The 18,219-nt window shown below is 66.8% G+C and carries 11 protein-coding genes; 10 read left to right on the top strand and 1 reads right to left on the bottom strand.

Features of this window, described 5'->3' with window-relative positions; translation table 11 throughout:
- Nucleotides 1-72 precede the first annotated feature (72 nt).
- Complete coding sequence (gene gyrB, locus ACZ5KP_RS02820; RefSeq protein WP_460919685.1) at nucleotides 73-2,043, bottom strand: DNA topoisomerase (ATP-hydrolyzing) subunit B; 1,971 nt, start codon at nucleotides 2,041-2,043, stop codon at nucleotides 73-75.
- 364 nt (nucleotides 2,044-2,407) lie between these two features.
- On the opposite strand from gyrB, the gene ACZ5KP_RS02815 reads away from it, so the two are divergent.
- The 10 genes from ACZ5KP_RS02815 (at nucleotide 2,408) to rad50 (ending at nucleotide 18,190) form a co-directional block, all read left to right on the top strand.
- Nucleotides 2,408-4,876, top strand: a complete 2,469-nt coding sequence (locus ACZ5KP_RS02815; RefSeq protein ID WP_460919683.1) for a DNA topoisomerase VI subunit B — start codon at nucleotides 2,408-2,410, stop codon at nucleotides 4,874-4,876.
- Between the two features lie 75 nt (nucleotides 4,877-4,951).
- Nucleotides 4,952-6,052: a DNA topoisomerase IV subunit A gene (locus ACZ5KP_RS02810; protein ID WP_460919681.1), complete on the top strand. Its 1,101-nt coding sequence runs from the start codon at nucleotides 4,952-4,954 to the stop codon at nucleotides 6,050-6,052.
- A 114-nt stretch (nucleotides 6,053-6,166) separates the two neighbouring features.
- Nucleotides 6,167-6,382 (top strand): hypothetical protein, encoded by a 216-nt coding sequence (locus ACZ5KP_RS02805; RefSeq protein ID WP_460919679.1) that lies wholly within the window; start codon nucleotides 6,167-6,169, stop codon nucleotides 6,380-6,382.
- A 79-nt stretch (nucleotides 6,383-6,461) separates the two neighbouring features.
- A complete protein-coding gene (locus ACZ5KP_RS02800; RefSeq protein WP_460919677.1) occupies nucleotides 6,462-6,950 on the top strand; it encodes a hypothetical protein in 489 nt (162 codons plus the stop codon).
- A 200-nt stretch (nucleotides 6,951-7,150) separates the two neighbouring features.
- Nucleotides 7,151-7,462: a DUF7518 family protein gene (locus ACZ5KP_RS02795; RefSeq protein WP_460919675.1), complete on the top strand. Its 312-nt coding sequence runs from the start codon at nucleotides 7,151-7,153 to the stop codon at nucleotides 7,460-7,462.
- Nucleotides 7,463-7,490: 28 nt separating this feature from the next.
- Nucleotides 7,491-11,063: a chromosome segregation protein SMC gene (smc, locus tag ACZ5KP_RS02790; RefSeq protein WP_460919673.1), complete on the top strand. Its 3,573-nt coding sequence runs from the start codon at nucleotides 7,491-7,493 to the stop codon at nucleotides 11,061-11,063.
- The gene (locus tag ACZ5KP_RS02785) at nucleotides 11,056-12,330 is read left to right on the top strand and encodes a segregation/condensation protein A (RefSeq protein ID WP_460919672.1); all 1,275 of its coding nucleotides are present in this window, start codon (nucleotides 11,056-11,058) and stop codon (nucleotides 12,328-12,330) included. Before smc ends, ACZ5KP_RS02785 begins: the two co-directional genes overlap by 8 nt.
- 95 nt (nucleotides 12,331-12,425) lie before the next feature.
- Nucleotides 12,426-13,799 (top strand): phosphohexomutase domain-containing protein, encoded by a 1,374-nt coding sequence (locus ACZ5KP_RS02780; protein ID WP_460919670.1) that lies wholly within the window; start codon nucleotides 12,426-12,428, stop codon nucleotides 13,797-13,799.
- Nucleotides 13,800-13,896: 97 nt separating this feature from the next.
- A complete protein-coding gene (mre11, locus tag ACZ5KP_RS02775) occupies nucleotides 13,897-15,492 on the top strand; it encodes a DNA double-strand break repair protein Mre11 (protein ID WP_460919668.1) in 1,596 nt (531 codons plus the stop codon).
- Nucleotides 15,493-15,508: 16 nt separating this feature from the next.
- Complete coding sequence (gene rad50 / locus ACZ5KP_RS02770) at nucleotides 15,509-18,190, top strand: DNA double-strand break repair ATPase Rad50 (RefSeq protein WP_460919666.1); 2,682 nt, start codon at nucleotides 15,509-15,511, stop codon at nucleotides 18,188-18,190.
- Nucleotides 18,191-18,219: the final 29 nt, after the last annotated feature.

The following is an 18,219-nucleotide window of genomic DNA, read 5'->3' as shown; positions in this document are numbered from 1 at the left end:
CGTCTCGTCCGTACTGTGTGTCGTGTCATGTGTGGCTGAGTAGTGTCGTCGGATCGATTCGCTCGTGGTTGCTCAGATGTCGACCCACTCCGCTTCCGGAGCGTGCTCCTCGATGAACTGCTTGCGGGGCTCGACGGCGTCGCCCATCAGCACCGAGAACATCCGATCCGCCGCGGCGGCGTCCTCGACGGTGATGCGCTTGAGCCGTCGGTTCTCGGGGTTCATGGTCGTCGCCCAGAGCTGCTTGGGGTTCATCTCGCCGAGTCCCTTGAACCGCTGGACCTGCGTGGGGTTACCGTCGCACTTCTCGGCGACGATCTGATCGCGCTCGGCGTCGGTCATCGCGTCGTAGGTCTCGCCACGGTACCGGACCCGGTAGAGCGGCGGCTTGGCTGCGTAGACGTAGCCCGCTTCGAGCAGCGGCTGCATGTGACGGTAGAACAGCGTCAAGAGTAGGGTGCGGATGTGGGCGCCGTCGACATCGGCGTCCGTCATGATGATGATCTTCTTGTACCGGGCCTCGGACATGTCGAACTCGTCGCCGATCCCCGTACCGATCGCGGTGATCAGCGAGCGAATCTCGTTGTTCTCGAGGATCCGGTCGAGTCGGTGTTTCTCGACGTTGAGGATCTTCCCCTTGATCGGTAGCACTGCCTGGTTCTCGGGGTTGCGGGCCTGCTTCGCACTGCCGCCCGCGGAGTCCCCCTCGACGACGAACAGCTCTGCCTCGTCGGGATCCTGGACCTGGCAATCGGATAGCTTCCCGGGCAGCGCGGTGTTCTCGAGCGCCGACTTCCGGCGCGTGAGCTCCTCGGCCTTCTTGGCGGCCATCCGGGCCTTCGCGGCCTCGACGGCCTTCGAAATCACCGCGCGAGCGGTGTCGGGGTTCTCCTCGAAGAAGGTGCCGAGGTGCTCGTGGACGGCGCTCTCGACGACGCCGCGGACCTCGGAGTTCCCGAGCTTCGTCTTCGTCTGGCCTTCGAACTGCGGGTCGGGATGTTTGATCGAGATGACCGCGGTGAGCCCCTCGCGGATGTCGTCGCCCTTGAGGGTGCCGTCGATGTCGTTGAGCATCCCCTCCTCGGTCGCGTAGTCGTTGACCGTCCGCGTGAGCGCGGTCTTGAACCCGGTCATGTGCGTACCGCCCTCACGCGTATTGATGTTGTTCGCGAACGCGTGCAGCGAGCCCTGGAGCTCCTCTGTGGCCTGCAGCGCCACCTCGACGTGAACCTCGCCCTCCGCGCCTGCGGCAGGCTGGGCGTCCTCGAAGTAGATGACGTCCTCGTGGAGCACGGACTTCGTCTCGTTGAGGTACGTGACGAACTCGCGGATGCCGCCCTCGTACTCGAAGACCGAGCGCGTTGGTTCGCCCGTTCCGTCACCGTCCTCACTGTTCTCCACGTCACGCTCGTCCGTGAGCACGATCTCCACGCCGGAGTTGAGGAAGGCCAGCTCGCGGAGCCGGCTCTCCAGCGTCGAGAAGGAGAAGTTCGTGTGTTCGAAGATGTCGTCGTCGGGCCAGAAGCGGATCTCCGTGCCGGTGTCCTCCTCGTCCTCGAGGTCGCGAACGCGTTCGAGGTCGCCCGCGGGCTCGCCGCGCTCGAAGGACTGTCGCCAGAGCGCGCCGTCGCGCTTGATCGTGACGTCGAGCTGCTCGGAGAGGGCGTTCACGACCGAGACGCCGACGCCGTGGAGGCCGCCGGAGACCTGGTAGGACTTGTTGTCGAACTTCCCGCCCGCGTGGAGGATCGTCATGATCACCTCGACGGCGGGCCGGTCGTACTCGGCGTGGTCGTCCACCGGGATCCCCCGGCCGTCGTCAGAGACGGTGACGGAGTCGTCCTCGTGGATCGTCACGCCGATCGAGTCGCAGTAGCCCGCGAGGGCCTCGTCGATCGCGTTGTCGACGACCTCGTAGACGAGGTGGTGGAGCCCTCGCGTGTCCGTGGACCCGATGTACATTGCGGGCCGCTTGCGGACCGCTTCGAGGCCTTCCAGCACCTGAATCTCCTCGGCGCCGTAGGCCGGATCGTCGCCGTTCATAAAACCTGATGACGCCTAGCGGTGGAGGGGTCATAAATCCCCCGTGTGCGCGCTCGCGCGCGAGCGAGTGCAGGAACGACTAATCTTCGGGCGTAACGCGGGTGAAGTATATTCGGGCTACCGAGTTCGGCGCCTACGCCCGTGTTCGACGGAGAGCCGTTGCAACTGGGGCTACCGGCCACTGGCCGGGGATCCCTGGGTGCTCCACGGGTACCCTTTCGGCCGAGTCTCTCGAACAGCACCCGGGCTGCCACGCGCTGGCACTCGACCAGCGTCCGCGACCACTACGCCGTCGTTCAGTTTCGCTCCACTTTCACCCTGGTTGCGCACGACTTATACCACGCGGGGCGCTATCCGGGCCGTAATGACGTCCTTCCAGCAGACCCTCGGCGCGGAAGAGGGGGTCGCCGAGGAGCTCGCCGAGACACAGCGAGCCATCTCCATCGCGGAGTTCTTCGAGAAGAACAAGCACATGCTCGGGTTCGACAGCGGGGCCCGAGGACTCGTCACCGCAGTCAAGGAGGCAGTGGACAACGCGCTCGACGCGACGGAGGAGGCGGGGATCCTGCCGGACATCTACGTCGAGATCGAGGAGGTGGGCGACTACTACCGCCTCACCGTCGAGGACAACGGACCGGGGATCACGAAGGAGCAGCTCCCCAAGATCTTCGGGAAGCTGCTCTATGGCTCCCGGTTCCACGTGCGAGAGCAGAACCGCGGCCAGCAGGGGATCGGGATCTCCGCCGCCGTCCTCTACTCCCAGCTCACGAGCGGGAAGCCCGCCCAGATCACCTCCCGGCCGAAAGGTGCCAGTCGGGCACAGTACTTCGAACTCATCATCGACACCGACGAGAACGAGCCGGAGATTCGAGCCGACGAGGAGACGACGTGGGATCGACCCCACGGCACCCGCATCGAACTCGAGATGGAGGCGAACATGCGGGCCCGCCAGCAGCTCCACGACTACATCCTCCATACGGCCGTCGTCAATCCCCACGCGCGGATCGAACTCCGCGAACCGGGGCTCGACGAGCCGCTGAAGTTCGAGCGCGCGACCGACGAACTCCCCGCCGAGACCGACGAGATCCGTCCCCATCCCCACGGCGTCGAACTCGGAACGCTCCTGAAAATGCTCAAGGCGACTGACTCCCACTCCGTCTCCGGGTTCCTCCAGGGTGAGTTCACCCGCGTCGGGAAGAAGACCGCCGACGACGTCATCGACGCCTTCCGCGACGAGCACTTCGGCCGCGAGCTGTCCTGGTCCTCGCCGGGCGCCCACGAGGACGCGGACGTTCGCCGGGCCGTCCAGCGAGCCGTCTCGAACAAGGGCAAGGAGGCGACCGCTGACTTCGCCGATCGAATCGCGGACGTCCTCGAGGAGCGCGAGCGCGTCAGCTACCACGAGCTCGCGGCAATCGCCGACAACGCCGCCGACGCCGTCGAGGAGGAGTTCCCGAAGGCCTTCGGCTCGACCGTCCGAGAGAACGCCGTCGAAGCCGTCTGGAAGCAGGTCACCGGCGACGCGGCGCTTGAGGACGAGGCCGGAGCCGACGGTGCCGACCCCGACGCCGAGACCCGCCGTCGCGCGGACGTCTACGCGCTGGTCGAGGATGCCACGAGCGATCGGAAGGACGACGAGACGCTCGACGGGCTCGCCCGCCGGATTGCCGAGAAGCTCGCTGCCGAAACCGGGCCGAAGGATCGCCTCACGCTCGACGACCTCGGGCAGTACGTCGCGCGATCCGCGGATATGACCGAGAAACAGGGTGACGGCGTCTCCATCGGCGATACTGCTCGCGAGAACATCGTCGAGGCGCTCTGGGGAATCTCGCGGACGGTCCCCGACGACCCGCCGAAGGTCAGGTCCCTGCAGGACGACCGCGACGCGGCGAGCAGTCTGCTCGAAGGGATGCGCGCTGTCGACGTGATGGCGCCGCCAACGTCGTGTCTCGCACCTATCACGGACGAGCTAATCGAGGCCGGCCTCAAGAAGGAGTACGACGCGGACTTCTACGCGGCCTCGACGCGGGACGCCGACGTTCACGGCGGCGACCCGTTCATCGTGGAAGCCGGGATCGCCTACGGCGGCGAGATCGACGAGGAAGGAACGGTCGACGTCATGCGCTTTGCCAACCGCGTGCCGCTGGTCTACCAGCGGGGCGCCTGTGCGACGACGGACGTCGTGAAGTCCATCGGCTGGCGGAACTACAACCTCGACCAGCCCGGGGGCTCGGGCATCCCGAACGGTCCCGCCGTCATTATGATCCACGTCGCCTCGACGAACGTTCCGTTCACCAGCGAGTCCAAGGACGCCGTCGCGAACGTGCCGGCGATCGAGGACGAGATCGAGCTGGCGATCCGGGAGGCGGCTCGCGAACTGAAGAGCTTCCTCAAGAAGCGCCAGTCGATGCAACAGCGCAAGCACAAACAGAACAAGCTCGGGGAGATCCTCCCGGAGATGGCGCGCAAGGTCGCGGAGGTCACCGAGCAGGACGAGCCCGTCTTCGACGACGCGCTGGCGCGAATCATGAACAACGTCCTGATCGAGCGGTCTGTCGATGAGGACGGCGATGCGACGAGCGTGTCGGTGACCGTCGAGAACAACAGCGACCGGTCGGAGTCGCCGAAACTCACCGAGATCGTCACCGCCGAACCCCGGGACGTCTCGGACGGTGCGAGCGTCACGGAGATGGACGGAGAGTGGTTCCTCACCTGGGAGCCGTCCGTCGGTGGGGGTGAGTCGGCCACCCTCGCCTACGAAATCGACGGCGACGCCGAGTTCGACCTCCAAATCGACGGCGTCGAGGATCCCAAGCTGACGCTGAGCGAGTGATCTGACGACCATACCGATACGACGCACGAACCACACCACGAACCCCACATCGACCCCACTCCACGATCCACACCAATGACAGCCGACACCCAACTCGACGAACAGGAGGCCCGAGAGCAGCTCATCGACCTCGCCGCCGACATCTACGACCAGATGAACGCCGGCGAGATTCCGAACATGACGATCCCGACCCGGACGAAGTCCAACATCGAGTACTCCGAGGAGGAGAACGTCTGGGTCTACGGCGACCGTACTTCGACGAGATCCGCGAACAGCGTTCGTGGCGCCCGGAAGCTCCTCAAGGCCGTCTACACGGTCGACTTCCTCGCCGACCAGCTCGACCAGGACCGTTCCTCGACGCTCAGGGAGCTGTACTACCTCTCCGAATCCTGGGACAACGACGAGGCGCAGTTCAACGACCAGGACGAGTCCAACCAGCTCGTCGAGGACCTCGAGATCGTCACCGAGGTCACCCGCGAAGACTTCCACATGCGACCCGAGGAGTCCGGCGCGAAGGTGATGGGCCCGCTGCACCTTCGGGAGCAGACGAACCGTGGCGACCGCGAGATCCACTGCCAGCTCGACGTCGGGCAGGGCGGGTACCAGATCCCCAACAACCCCGACACGATCGAGTTCCTCGAGAACGACGCCGAGTTCGTCCTCTGCGTCGAGACCGGTGGGATGCGCGACCGGCTCGTCGAAAACGGCTTCGACGAGGAGTACGACGCGATCATCGTCCACCTGGGCGGGCAGCCAGCCCGCGCGACTCGGCGGCTCACGAAACGGCTCCACGACGAACTGGACCTGCCGGTCGTCGTGTTCACTGACGGTGACCCCTGGTCCTACCGGATCTACGGCTCCGTCGCGTACGGTTCGATCAAGTCCGCCCACCTTTCGGAGTACCTCGCGACGCCGGAGGCGGAGTTCATCGGCATCCAGCCCGAGGACATCGTCGAGTACGACCTGCCGACGGACCCGCTGTCGGACTCCGACGTCAACGCCCTCGAGAGCGAACTGGAAGATCCGCGGTACCAGACCGACTACTGGGAGGAACAGATCGAGCTCCAGCTCGACATCGAGAAGAAGTCCGAACAGCAGGCGCTGGCATCCCACGGCCTCGACTTCGTGACCGACACCTACCTCCCGGAGCGCCTCGAGGAGATGGGCCACATCTAGGCGACGACGGTCGTTTGACTACCCCACCTCTGACTCGGCGTCGTGAGGGCGCAGTTGGGACACTCGACGGTGCGCGGCAGAAGAATCATGACGAACCCGTCCCAATCCACATGTATGGAGGATGACAGCGTCACCGTGCCGCCGGAAGTTCGTGACGGACTGCAGCGGTGTCAGGACGCCGGAGCACTCCAGGAAGGACGGAGAGAGGCAGCAATCGAGTGGGCGGAGGAGCACGATCGCGACGAGACCGTGAAGTGGCTGCGGAAGGTCGACGAAGTCGTCTACGACCGGGCGGCGCAGGGCCGGTTCGTCGGAGGCGACGAGGACTGAGCCCAGACGAACGCCGATACGTAGCAGCTACCGATCCTGGTGCGAGCAACTTACCATCCCTGCCTCGCTAGCGACGGATATGTCGGAGCCGGAGAAGAGCAGGTCCCAGCCGGAGCGGGACGAGTCGGAGCAAGACGACGGGCTCACGAGCGAGCAGTTCCGGTGGCTCGTCGTCGTTGCCGTCGGGATCGGCGTGCTCCTCCTCGCGACGATCCTCGGGTTGACTGCCGCCTCCTACGCCTGGGGAGCGAACGATCCGGGCGATCCCGTGGCCGCGTTCAACGTCGACACGATCGATCGCGAGAGCGGAGTCGCGGCGAACGTCACGCACGCTGGCGGCGACGCCGTCAACCCGAACGAAATCGTGATCGAGGTGAACGGGGAGCCCCGCGGAACCTGGACCGAACTCGGCGGCGAGGGGCCGGACATCGTCGCCGAAGGCTACGAACTCGTGCTCTCCGACGTGAGCCCTGGCGACTCGATAACCGTCGTCTCGACCGCCGGGGAGGGCGATCCGACTGTGCTCGGCACTGGCACCGTCGAAGCGGGCCCGAATGCGAGCGCCTGAGACACTGGAAACCGTTGGATAGTGGGCCGTTGGATAGCAGGGATCGATCTGTGGGCCCTCGTCAGCGAACAAACCGAAACGAACGCCTCGATTAGCTGCTACCGAACGCCTCGAGTAGCTGCTACGCGCCGCCGGAATACCTCGAATATGTTACACACGTCTGACGAATACTTATGGTGCCGGCGCGGGGGCGTTACTGTATGTCGAACCGGGTAGAGCAGCTCGAGACGACCGTTTCGGAGCTCGAGTCGACGATCGAGGGACTGACCGAGGAGCTCGTCGAGACCAAGGAGCGCCTCCGCGTAATCGAATCGCAGCTGGACGTCGACGCGGCCGACGTCGTCCAGGAGACACAGATCCGGGACGCGTCCGCCGAGGACGCCCCGACGAAGGAGGCAGCGCCCGACGAGGTCGAGCAGGCGGTCGAAGCGGATAAGGAGCCGGAGGATCAGGAAGCAGACGAGGCGGAGGGGAGCGGTTCCGGTCTCGGCGACGACATCATCGTCGCCTGAGGCGGGGCCGACCCCGGGCCCAGAAGGCATGCACATTCAGGAAATCGTCCTCGAGAACTTCAAGAGCTTCGGGCGGAAGACCCGAATCCCGCTCTACGAGGACTTTACGACCATCTCCGGGCCCAACGGATCCGGCAAATCGAACATCATCGACGCGGTTCTCTTCACGCTCGGCCTCGCACGCACCAGAGGCATCAGGGCGCGGAAGCTGACCGATCTCATCTACAATCCCGGGCACGAGGCAGGCGCGGACGCTGCCGGACCGAAGGAGGCGACCGTCGAGGTCGTGCTCGACAACACCGACGGGCGACTCACCCGTGCGCAGGTCGTCAACGCCGCCGGCACCGAGAAGGTGGGCGACGTCGAGCAGATCTCGATTCGACGGCGCGTCAAGGAGACCGAGGACAACTACTACTCCTACTACTATCTCAACGATCGCTCGGTCAACCTCTCGGACATCCAGGACCTGCTGGCACAGGCCGGCGTGACGCCGGAGGGGTACAACGTCGTGATGCAGGGCGACGTGACCGGCATCATCAACATGACCGCCGGCGAGCGCCGGGAGATCATCGACGAGATCGCTGGCGTCGCGGAGTTCGACGCCAAGAAGGAGGACGCCCTCGAGGAGCTGGAGGTCGTTCAAGAACGCATCGACGAGGCGGAGCTCCGGATCGAGGAGAAGGAAGAGCGGCTCGAACAGCTCGCCGACGAGCGTGAGACCGCACTCGAGTACCGCGACCTTCGCGAGGAGAAGAAGGAGTACGAGGGCTACCTCAAGGCCGCGGAGCTCGAAGAGAAACGCGAGGAACGCGAGGAGCTCGAGGACGAGATCGAGGAGAGCGAAGCCGAACTCGAGGAACTGGAATCGGAGCTCGACCAGCGCCAGGGCCGCGTCACGCGCCTGGAGGAGGACCTCGAGGACCTCAACGCCGAGATCGAGCGCAAGGGCGAGGACGAGCAGATGGAGCTCAAGCGCGAGGTCGACGCGATCCAGAACTCGATCGCACGCCTCGAAGACAAGATCGAGCTCGCCGAGGAACGCATCGAGGAGGCGGAGGCCCGACGGAAGGACGCGTTCGTCAAACTCGACCGGAAAAACGAGGAGATCGACGAACTCGAGCGCCAGATCCGCGAGACGAAGGTCGAGCAGTCCTCGGTGAAGTCCGAACTCGAAGAGCGCGAGGAGGCGCTCGCGGAGGTCGAGGAGCGCATCGACGCCGTAGACACCGAGTTCGAGGCGCTCAAGGACGACCTCCAGACGGCGAAGGAGGAACGCGAGGAGCTCCGCGAGGAGAAGAACGAGCTCCAGCGCGAGCAGGACCGCCTGCTCGACCAGGCGCGACGACGCTCTAGCGAGATCGAGGAGGCCAAGGCCGAGCGCGAGGACCTGGAGGAGAAGCTCCCGGAACTCGAAGCCGAGCGCGACGACCTCGAGTCGGAGCTGCGCAAGGCCGAGGCGAACCGCGAGAACATCGCCGAGGTCGTCGACGACCTGCAGGAAGAGAAGCGCGAGGAGCAGGAGGAACTGGACGCCCTCGAGGACGAGATCCAGGCGAAACAACAGGAGTACGCACAGCTCGAAGCCCAGGCCGGCGACAACGGCGACTCGTCCTACGGCCGCGCGGTCTCGACGATCCTGAACGCGGACAAACCGGGCGTCCACGGCACGGTCGCCCAGCTCGGGAGCGTCGAGGACCGCTACGCGACCGCCTGCGAGACCGCCGCTGGTGGCCGGCTGGCAAACGTCGTGGTCAACGACGACGGCGTCGGCGAGGACTGCATCGAGTACCTGAAAGCCCAGAACGCGGGCCGTGCGACCTTCCTCCCGCTGACGGAGATGGACAAACGAGGCCTGCCCAGCGCACCCGACGACCCCGGCGTCGTCGACTTCGCGTACAACCTCGTCGACTTCGGCGGCGAGTACGAGGGGATCTTCTCCTACGTGCTCGGCGACACGCTCGTCGTCGAGGACATGGACACGGCACGGGCCTACATGGGCCAGTTCCGGATGGTCACGCTCGAGGGCGACCTCGTCGAGAAATCGGGCGCGATGACCGGCGGCTCGACGAGTGGCTCCCGCTACTCCTTCACCAAGACCGGGAAGGGCAAGCTCGAGCGCGTCGCCGAGGAGATCAACGAACTGCAGGACCGCAGGAGCGAGCTGAAGTCCGAGATCCGCGATCTCGAGGAACGCATCGACAGCGCCCGAGATCGCCGCTCCGACGCGACCGAGGAGGTGCAGTCGCTGCAGGCAGACGTCGATCGCGTCGAGGACGAGATGGCCGACGTTCGCGAGGAGATCGAGGAACAGGAGGAGCGCGTCGACGAGCTCGAGGACCAGCGCGAGGCCGTCGACGAGGAGATGAGCGAACTCGAAGAGTCCATCGACGAGGTCGACGACGAGATCGCCGACCTCGATGAGCAGATCGAAGACATCGAGAGCGAGCTGGCCGACTCGGAGGTCCCCGAGCTGACGGCCGAAGCCGAGGAGATCGAAGGAGAGATCGCCGATCTCGAAGACAGGATGGACGCGCTCGACGCCCGCCGCAACGAGTACGAACTCGAGAAGGGCTATGCGGAGGACGCCATCGACGACCTCAACGACGAGATCGAAGGTGCCCAGGAGACGAAGGCCGACCAGCAAGAGGAGATCGCGGCCTTCGAAGACGAGATCGAGGAGCAGGAGGCGACCCTCGAGGAGACTCGCAAGGAGATTCTCGCGCTCGAAGAGGAGCTTTCGGACCTCAAGGAGGAGCGGACGGAGCTCCGGGACACCGTCCAGGAGGCCGTCGACGCCCGCGACGAGGTCAAATCCGACCTCCAGACTGCCCGAACGGAGCTGAACGAGCACCGTGAGCGGGCCAGGAAGCTCGACGAGGAGATCGAGGAGCTCGAAGCGGAGGTGGACGCCTACGACCCCGAGGACGTGCCCGATCACGACGAGGTGCGCCGCCGGATCGGCGAGCTGGAGTCCGAGATGGCGACCCTCGAGCCGGTGAACATGAAGGCGATCGAGGACTACGACGCCGTCGAGGCCGACCTCGAGGACCTCCAGGGGCGCAAGGACACCCTCGTCGAGGAACGCGAGGGGATCACCGACCGGATCGAGTCCTACGAGAGCCAGAAGAAGTCGGCGTTCATGGAGGCCTTCGAGGCCATCGACGACCACTTCCAGCGTATCTTCGAGCGCCTCTCGAACGGCACCGGCGAGCTCGTTCTCGAGGACGAGGAGGACCCCTTCGAGGGCGGGATGACGATGAAGGCCGAGCCCGCGGACAAGCCAGTCGCCCGCCTGGAAGCGATGAGCGGCGGCGAAAAGTCCCTCACCGCGCTCTCCTTCATCTTCGCGATCCAGCGTTTCGACCCCGCGCCGTTCTACGCGCTGGACGAGATCGACGCATTCCTCGACGCCGCCAACGCCGAGCGCGTTGGCGAGATGGTCGACGAACTCGCGGGCGACGCCCAGTTCGTCGTCGTCTCCCACCGCTCGGCGATGCTCGAACGCTCCGAGCGCGCGATCGGTGTGACGATGCAGGACGACAACGTGAGCGCGGTGACGGGCATCGACCTCGGTGGTGACGGGGTGCCGGCCGATGACTAACGAGGCGGACGAGGAGACGGAGTCGACGACGGCCGCCTCGGTACAGTCGAGCGGTGTCTCCGCGAGCGAAGCGAGCGGAGGCTCGTCGGATTCACGATCCGACGGTGAGCGAAGCGAGCCGCGAGATGACGAGGCGGACGAGGCGACGCCCGAGGAGGCATCGCCGACGAGCGGCGATACCGACGATCGGGATTCCTCCGACGACGACATTCCCCTCGACATCGCCGGCCACGAGGATCGCGATCCACCCGGTGCGGACGGCGAGCTGCCCGGCGACGGCGACGAAACCGACGCGGGTCCGGCCGAGGACGATTCAGTCGCGACGAACGGCGGCGCGGCCGCGATCGAGACAGGCACGCCGAACGCCGACGCTGGCCCGGTCGAGGAGGCGGACCTTCTCGCGGACGAGATCGCGGCGGAGAACGGCCACGCACCCGCCGGTGCCGAGGGAGACGGCGAAGCGACGGCGGGCGCCGACGACGATGACGAGGAGATCGAACCGATCGAGTTGCTCGTCCAGCTCGCGAAGGACGGCGAGATCGACCCGTGGGACATCGACGTCGTCGAGGTCACCGAGGAGTTCCTCGCCGCACTCGACGAGGGGAGTCTACGCGAGTCCGGCCGTGCGCTATTCTACGCGTCCGTCCTCGTTCGCATGAAGAGCGACGTGCTTCTCGATCCGGAGATCGCGGAGGAGGCCGAGGACGAGTGGGACGCGCCGATGGAGGCACCCGACGACGCGCCCCCGGCCTTCGACCCCGTCGACTCGCTCGAGGACGAGATGGAGCGTCGGCTCCAGCGCAAACACGTCCGGGGAACGCCGGAGACGCTCGACGAACTGGTCCGGGAGCTCCGGGAGGCCGAGCGGGGCTCGTGGTGGAAGGAGGGCCGCGAGTACGACACCAGCGAGTCGCCCGCCGGCTTCGACCGCGGGACCCAGACCGTCGACTACCACATGGACGACGATCGGCGCCTCGAGGGCGAGCCGACCGCCCAGGAGGTCACCGAACGGACCCACGGCGAGGACATCGAGGGGATCATCGACGAGGTCCGGGCGGAGCTGCAGGAACACTACGACGCGGGACGTCCCGAAGTCCTCTTCCGCGAGGTCGAGGATTCAGGTGGCTCGCGCGTCCACACGTTCCTCTCCGTGCTCTTCCTCGCGAACCGCGGCGAGATCAGGCTCCAGCAGGACGAGCTGTTCGGCGACCTCTGGATCCAGGACCCCACCGCGGAGCTCGGCGTCGAGGGCGCGGTGGCGGACTGAGGGAACGTCCCGCGAGTGGGGACGAAGCCACCAGTTCCGCGACGCAGTCCGTCGATCCGACGAAGCTTTTTCCCCAGCGGTGCCGACTGCACAGTATGGACGAAATCTCGTTCGGAACCGACGGCTGGCGGGCCCACTCTGAGCTCGTGACGCCCGAGCGACTCCACGCGATCACGCAGTCGGTGGTCGATCTGCTCGCCGAGGACGGTCTCGATGGCGAGCCACTCGTCGTCGGCTACGACGCACGGGACGGCGCCCGGGAACGAGCCGAGGAGATCGCCCGAGTTCTCGCCGCGGGCGGCCACGACGTGGTGCTCGCGGATCGTGACTGCCCGACGCCCGCCGTCGCCCTGGCGATCGTCCAGCGCGACCTCGCGGGCGGCTTCGTCGTCACGGCTTCGCACAACCCGCCAGAGTACAGCGGCGTGAAGTTCATTCCCCACGACGGTGCGCCGGCGCTTCCGGTGGTCACCGAGCGGATCGAGGAGGGACTTCGCGGTCCCGAGCCAGTACCCGAGAACGAGCGCGGCGAGATCGAGGAGGTCGACCTGATCGAGTCACAGATCGGCGCAGTGCTGGACCTCGTCGAACCGGATCTCGACGGACTGACGGTCGCGTACGACGCGATTTACGGCAGTGGCCGCGGCGTCACCGACGAGGCGCTCGAACGCGCCGGCGCCGACGTGTTCCGGCTGCGGTGTAGCCGCGATCCGACCTTCGGCGGCGGCGAGCCGAACCCCGAGCCCGAGATGCTCGAGGAGCTCTCCGGGCTGGTCGCCGAGGGCGAGGTCGATCTCGGGATTTCCAACGACGGCGACGCCGACCGGGTGGCGATCGTCACGGCCGACGGCTTTCTCGACGCCAACGAGCTGTTGGCGACGCTGTACGAGTACATGCTGCAGTCCGATTCGGGGCCGATCGTCCGCACGGTCTCGACGTCGAGTCTCGTCGATCGCATCGCCGAGGACCACGGCGAATCCGTCGCCGAAACGCCGGTCGGGTTCAAGTGGGTCGCGCAGGCGATGGCCGAGGAGGACGCGCTGATCGGCGGCGAGGAGAGCGGCGGGCTCTCGATCCGCGGGCACGTCCGCGAGAAGGACGGGACGCTCGCGGCCGTGCTGGCTGCCGCTGCCCACGCCGAGGAGCCCCTCCAGGACCGGATCGCACGGCTGCGTGAGACGTACGGCGACCTTCGACAGGACCGCGTGAGCGTGGACTGTCCCGACGATCGGAAGGGCCCAGTGATGGCCGACCTCGAGGGCGCGATCCCCGACGAGATCGCGGGCTCGGCCGTCGAATCGATGAACCCCGCCGACGGCGTCAAGTGTATGCTCGCCGACGGCACCTGGCTGCTCGTCCGCCCGAGCGGCACGGAGCCGAAGCTGCGGATCTACGCCGAAGCAGAGACCGACGCGCGGATCGACGAGCTGCTCGCGGCCGGGCGAGCGATCGTCGAGCCGCTGATCTGACGGCCGGCGCACCGGCGGATCGGCCGGCCGGCGACAGCTGCTCCACTTTCGGTCCGGTCGCAGAAGGGCTAAGGGATCGCGGTCACTGTCTCAACGCGTGACCAGGGTACTGCACACCGGGGACACCCACGTGGGCTACCAGCAGTACCACGATCCCCGCCGCCGCCGGGACTTCCTCAAAGGCTTCGAGGCCGTGATCGAGGACGCCATCGCCGACGACGTCGACGCCGTCGTCCACGCGGGCGATCTCTTCCACGATCGGCGGCCCGATCTCCAGGACCTGCAGGGCGTCGTCGCCGCGCTTCGCGAACTCCGTGCAGCCGAGATTCCGTTCCTCGCGATCGTCGGCAACCACGAGGCGAAACGCTCCGGCCAGTGGCTCGACCTCTTCGCCGACATCGACCTCGCGGAGCGGCTCGACGACGAGCCACGGGTCGTCGGCGGGACGGATGCCGACGGCGGAGCGGACGCGCTCGCGCTCTACGGGCTCGATCACGTTCCCGAGAGCGAGCGCGAGGACCTCGACTACGAGTTCGCCGATCCGAGCGAGAGCCCGGATGCCAGCGACGCGACGCCAACCGCGCTCGTCGCACACGGCCTGTTCGGGCCGTTCGATCCCGCGGAGTGGGACACCGAACACGTCCTCGAATCGGCGACCGTCGACTTCGACGCCATGCTGCTCGGGGACAACCACATCCCAGGGAAGCAGCAGGTCGACGACACCTGGGTGACGTACCCGGGTTCGACGGAGCGTGCGAGCGCGAGCGAGCGCGCCGATCGCGGCTACAATCTCGTCACAGTCGAGGACGGCGAACTGCGGATCACTCGCCGGACGCTCGAGACCCGCGAGTTCGTCTTCGTCGACGTCGAACTGGCCGAGGGCGAGGGCGCAGACGTCGTCCGCGATCGCGTCCGCGAGTTCGACCACGAGGACGCGGTAACGATCGTGACGGTCGAGGGCGAGGGCGAGCCGATCGCGCCCGGCCCGATCGAGGAGCTCGCGACCGAGCAGGGCGCCATCGTCGCCCGCGTGAACGATCGACGGGAGCGTGCCGACGCTGAGGAGGCCGAGCACGACGTCTCCTTCGCCGATCCCGACGAGGCCGTCCGGCAGCGAATCCGGGAGATGGGGCTGAGCTCGGCTGCTCGGGATCTCGACGGCGTCGTCCGCGACGGGTCGATCGCGGACTCGAACGTCCGGGAGGCCGCCCGCCGTCGCGTCGAGGAGCGTCGGGAGGAGGGACTGGCCTCGTTCGAGCCGGTCCCCGAGGAGGAAATCGACCTCGAGGACGACTCCGAGTCTGAATCGGCGGAGTCCGATACCACGACGACCGCCGCGGTGGACTCTGACGATCGAGCCGGTTCTGGGGCGGATCTCGATCCCCATGCTGAATTGGATGCGGACGTCGATGCCGATACCGACGCCGATGTCGACGCCGACGCGGACGCCGAGTTGAACGCAGACTCCGAGTCGGACGCCGACCCCGAGTTGGACGCCGGCCTCGACGATCCCGCCGCGTCCGACGCAGATTCCGCCGACACTCCCTCTCCAGACGACGTCGCGTCAGCGAACGACGACGCCTCGTCCACGGACGACGCTGGCTCGGAAGACGAAGCGAGCACGCCAGCGGACGAAACGGAAGAACCGGCGGACGAAGACGACGGGCAGGTATCGATGGAGGATTTCCTGTGACACTGGAGGTGTCGCCGTGAGGATCCAGCGCGTCCGTCTCGAGAACGTCCGCTGTTACGGCGAGGCAGAGATCGATCTCGACGCCGGCGTGACCGTCGTTCACGGACCCAACGGCAGCGGCAAGACCACGCTGCTCGAGGCTGCTTTCTTCGCGCTCTACGGCGCCCGCGCCCTCGACGAAACGCTCGACGACTTCGTCTCGACGGGCGCGGAGGACGCCGAAGTCGAGCTGTGGTTCGCCCACGACGGCGCGGAGTACCGGATCGAGCGCCGCGTCCGCGCGACCGGTGAGCGCGCGACGACCGCGACTTGCGTCCTCGAGACGCCCGAGCACACGATCGAGGGTGCGCGCGACGTCGAGAGCGCGGTCGTCGATCTCCTGCGCATGGACGCCGAGGCGTTCGTCAACTGTGCGTACGTCCGGCAGGGCGAGGTCAACAAGCTAATCCACGCGACGCCGAGCGAGCGCCAGGACACGATCGACGAGCTGCTCCAGCTCGGGGCCCTCGAAGAGTACCGCGACCGGGCCGGCGATGCACGGCTCGCCGTCGAGGACGAACTCGGCGAGCTCCAGGGCGCCGTCACCGACGTCGAGAAGCAGATCGAGGAGAAGGAGGCGGCCGACCTCCACGCTCAGCTCAACGAGCTCGAGACGGATTTGGGGGAAGTCGAAGAGCAAATCGAACACGTCGAGTCCCAGATCGAGCAGGCCGAGGAGACGAAAGCCAACGCGGACGACGTCCTCGAGTCGTTCGCAGAGAAACGCGAGGAACTCGAGGAGCTCCGGGAGGGGATCGAGGATCTCGAAGACCGGATCGCCGACACCGCCGAGGAACGCGAGGAGCTCCAGGAACGGCTCTCGGCGTGTCGCGATCGGCGGGAGGAGCTGCAGGACGAGCGCGACGAACTGCTCGCGGAGAGCGAGCTCGACGTCGACGGTGGCGAGCCGGACGCGGCGACCGTCGAGGACGCACTCGAGGAGGTAGCCGAACGCGACGACGAACTCCGTGACGAACTCGAGGAACAGCGACTTGCCATTCAGGAGCTCTCGAGCGACGCCGAAGACGCTGAGGCCGACGCGGCGGAGTTCGAGGAGGAAGCCGAGTCCACGCGCGAGCGGGCCGAGGAGCTCGACACGGAGATCGAGGACGACGAGGCGACGCTCGCCGAGCGCCGAAAGAGTCTCGAAGATCTGGAAGCCGAGCGCGCAGAGTTGCTGGAGCGCTTCGAGGACGCGCCCGCGGACCCGGACGGGGCCGAGTCCCATCGCGACGAGATCGAGGACGAACTCGACGACGTCGAGGGGTCGATCGCTGATCTGCGCGCGGATCGCGAGGCCGTCGTCGACCGCATCGAGCGTGGCGAAGAACTCCTCGAGGAGGGGAAATGTCCCGAATGCGGGCAGCCCGTCGAGGACTCGCCACACGTCGACGCGCTGGGCGAGGATCGCGAGCGACGCGAGGAGATCGAAACCGAACTCGACGAGCTCGAGGAGCAGCGGGAGACCCTCGAGGAGCGACTCGATCGCGCCGAGTCGCTGGTCGAGGCCGCGAGCGAGATCGACCGCATCGAGGAGCGACGGGAGTCCGTGACCGAGCTGCTCTCCGAGCGCGAGGCGACGATCGAGGACAAGCGCGAGCGCGTCGAGACGCTCTGCGAAGAGGCCGCGGAGCTCGAGACCGAGGCCGAGGAAGCACGGGAGACTGCCGAGGAGAACCGCGAGGCAGCCGAGGAGGAGCGCGAAGCGATCGCGGCCCTCAACGCCGAGCGGAAGGAACTCCGCGAGCGCGAGGAGCGACTCGACGCGCTCGCCGACGCGATCGAGAACCTGGCGGACATCGACGACGAGATGGACTCGATCCGCGAGCGACGGGAGCTGCTCGCCGACCAGAACGAAGAGCGCCGCGACGCCCTCCGGGAGCGTCGCGAGCGCGTCCAGGACATCGAGGACACGTACGACGAGGACCGGATCGAGGACGCCCGGGAGGACAGGGACCGCGCCGAGTCGTACCTCGACGACGCGACGGAGGAACTGGGGACGCTGCAAGAAAACCGGGACGAGCTACAGAGCCGGATCGGCAGCGTCGAGGCCCAGATCGAGGAGCTGGAGGCGCTCCGGGAGCGGCAGGCGGCGCTCGCGGAGGAACGGGACGCTCTGGAATCCCTGAAAGCCGAAGCCGAGGAGCTGGAAGCGACGTACGGCGAGCTTCGCGCCGAACTGCGCCAGCGCAACGTCGCCCACCTCGAGCGACTGCTCAACGAGACGTTCGAGCTGGTCTACCGCAACGACGCCTACGACCGGATCGAACTCTCCGGCGACTACGAACTCACCGTCTACCAGCGCGACGGCGAGCCGCTCGCGCCGACGCAGCTCTCCGGCGGCGAGCGCGCGCTGTTCAACCTCAGCCTCCGGTGTGCGATCTACCGACTGCTCGCGGAGGGGATCGAGGGCGCCGCGCCGATGCCGCCGCTGATCCTCGACGAACCGACCGTGTTCCTCGACTCAGGCCACGTCGGCCAGCTCGTCGAGCTGGTCGACGCGATGACGGAGCTGGGCGTCGAGCAGATCCTCGTCGTGAGTCACGACGACGAACTGCTGGACGCCGCGGACGCACACGTTCGCGTACGGAAGGACCCCAGCACCAATCGGGCATCAGTGGAACGGGGCCCGATCGACCTCGCCGCACTGGACGACTGACCCGATTGCCGGTCGACCTGACCACTCGG

It is taken from the genome of Salinarchaeum chitinilyticum, from assembly GCF_055390775.1.
This window is presented reverse-complemented; position numbering and strand designations above follow the sequence as displayed.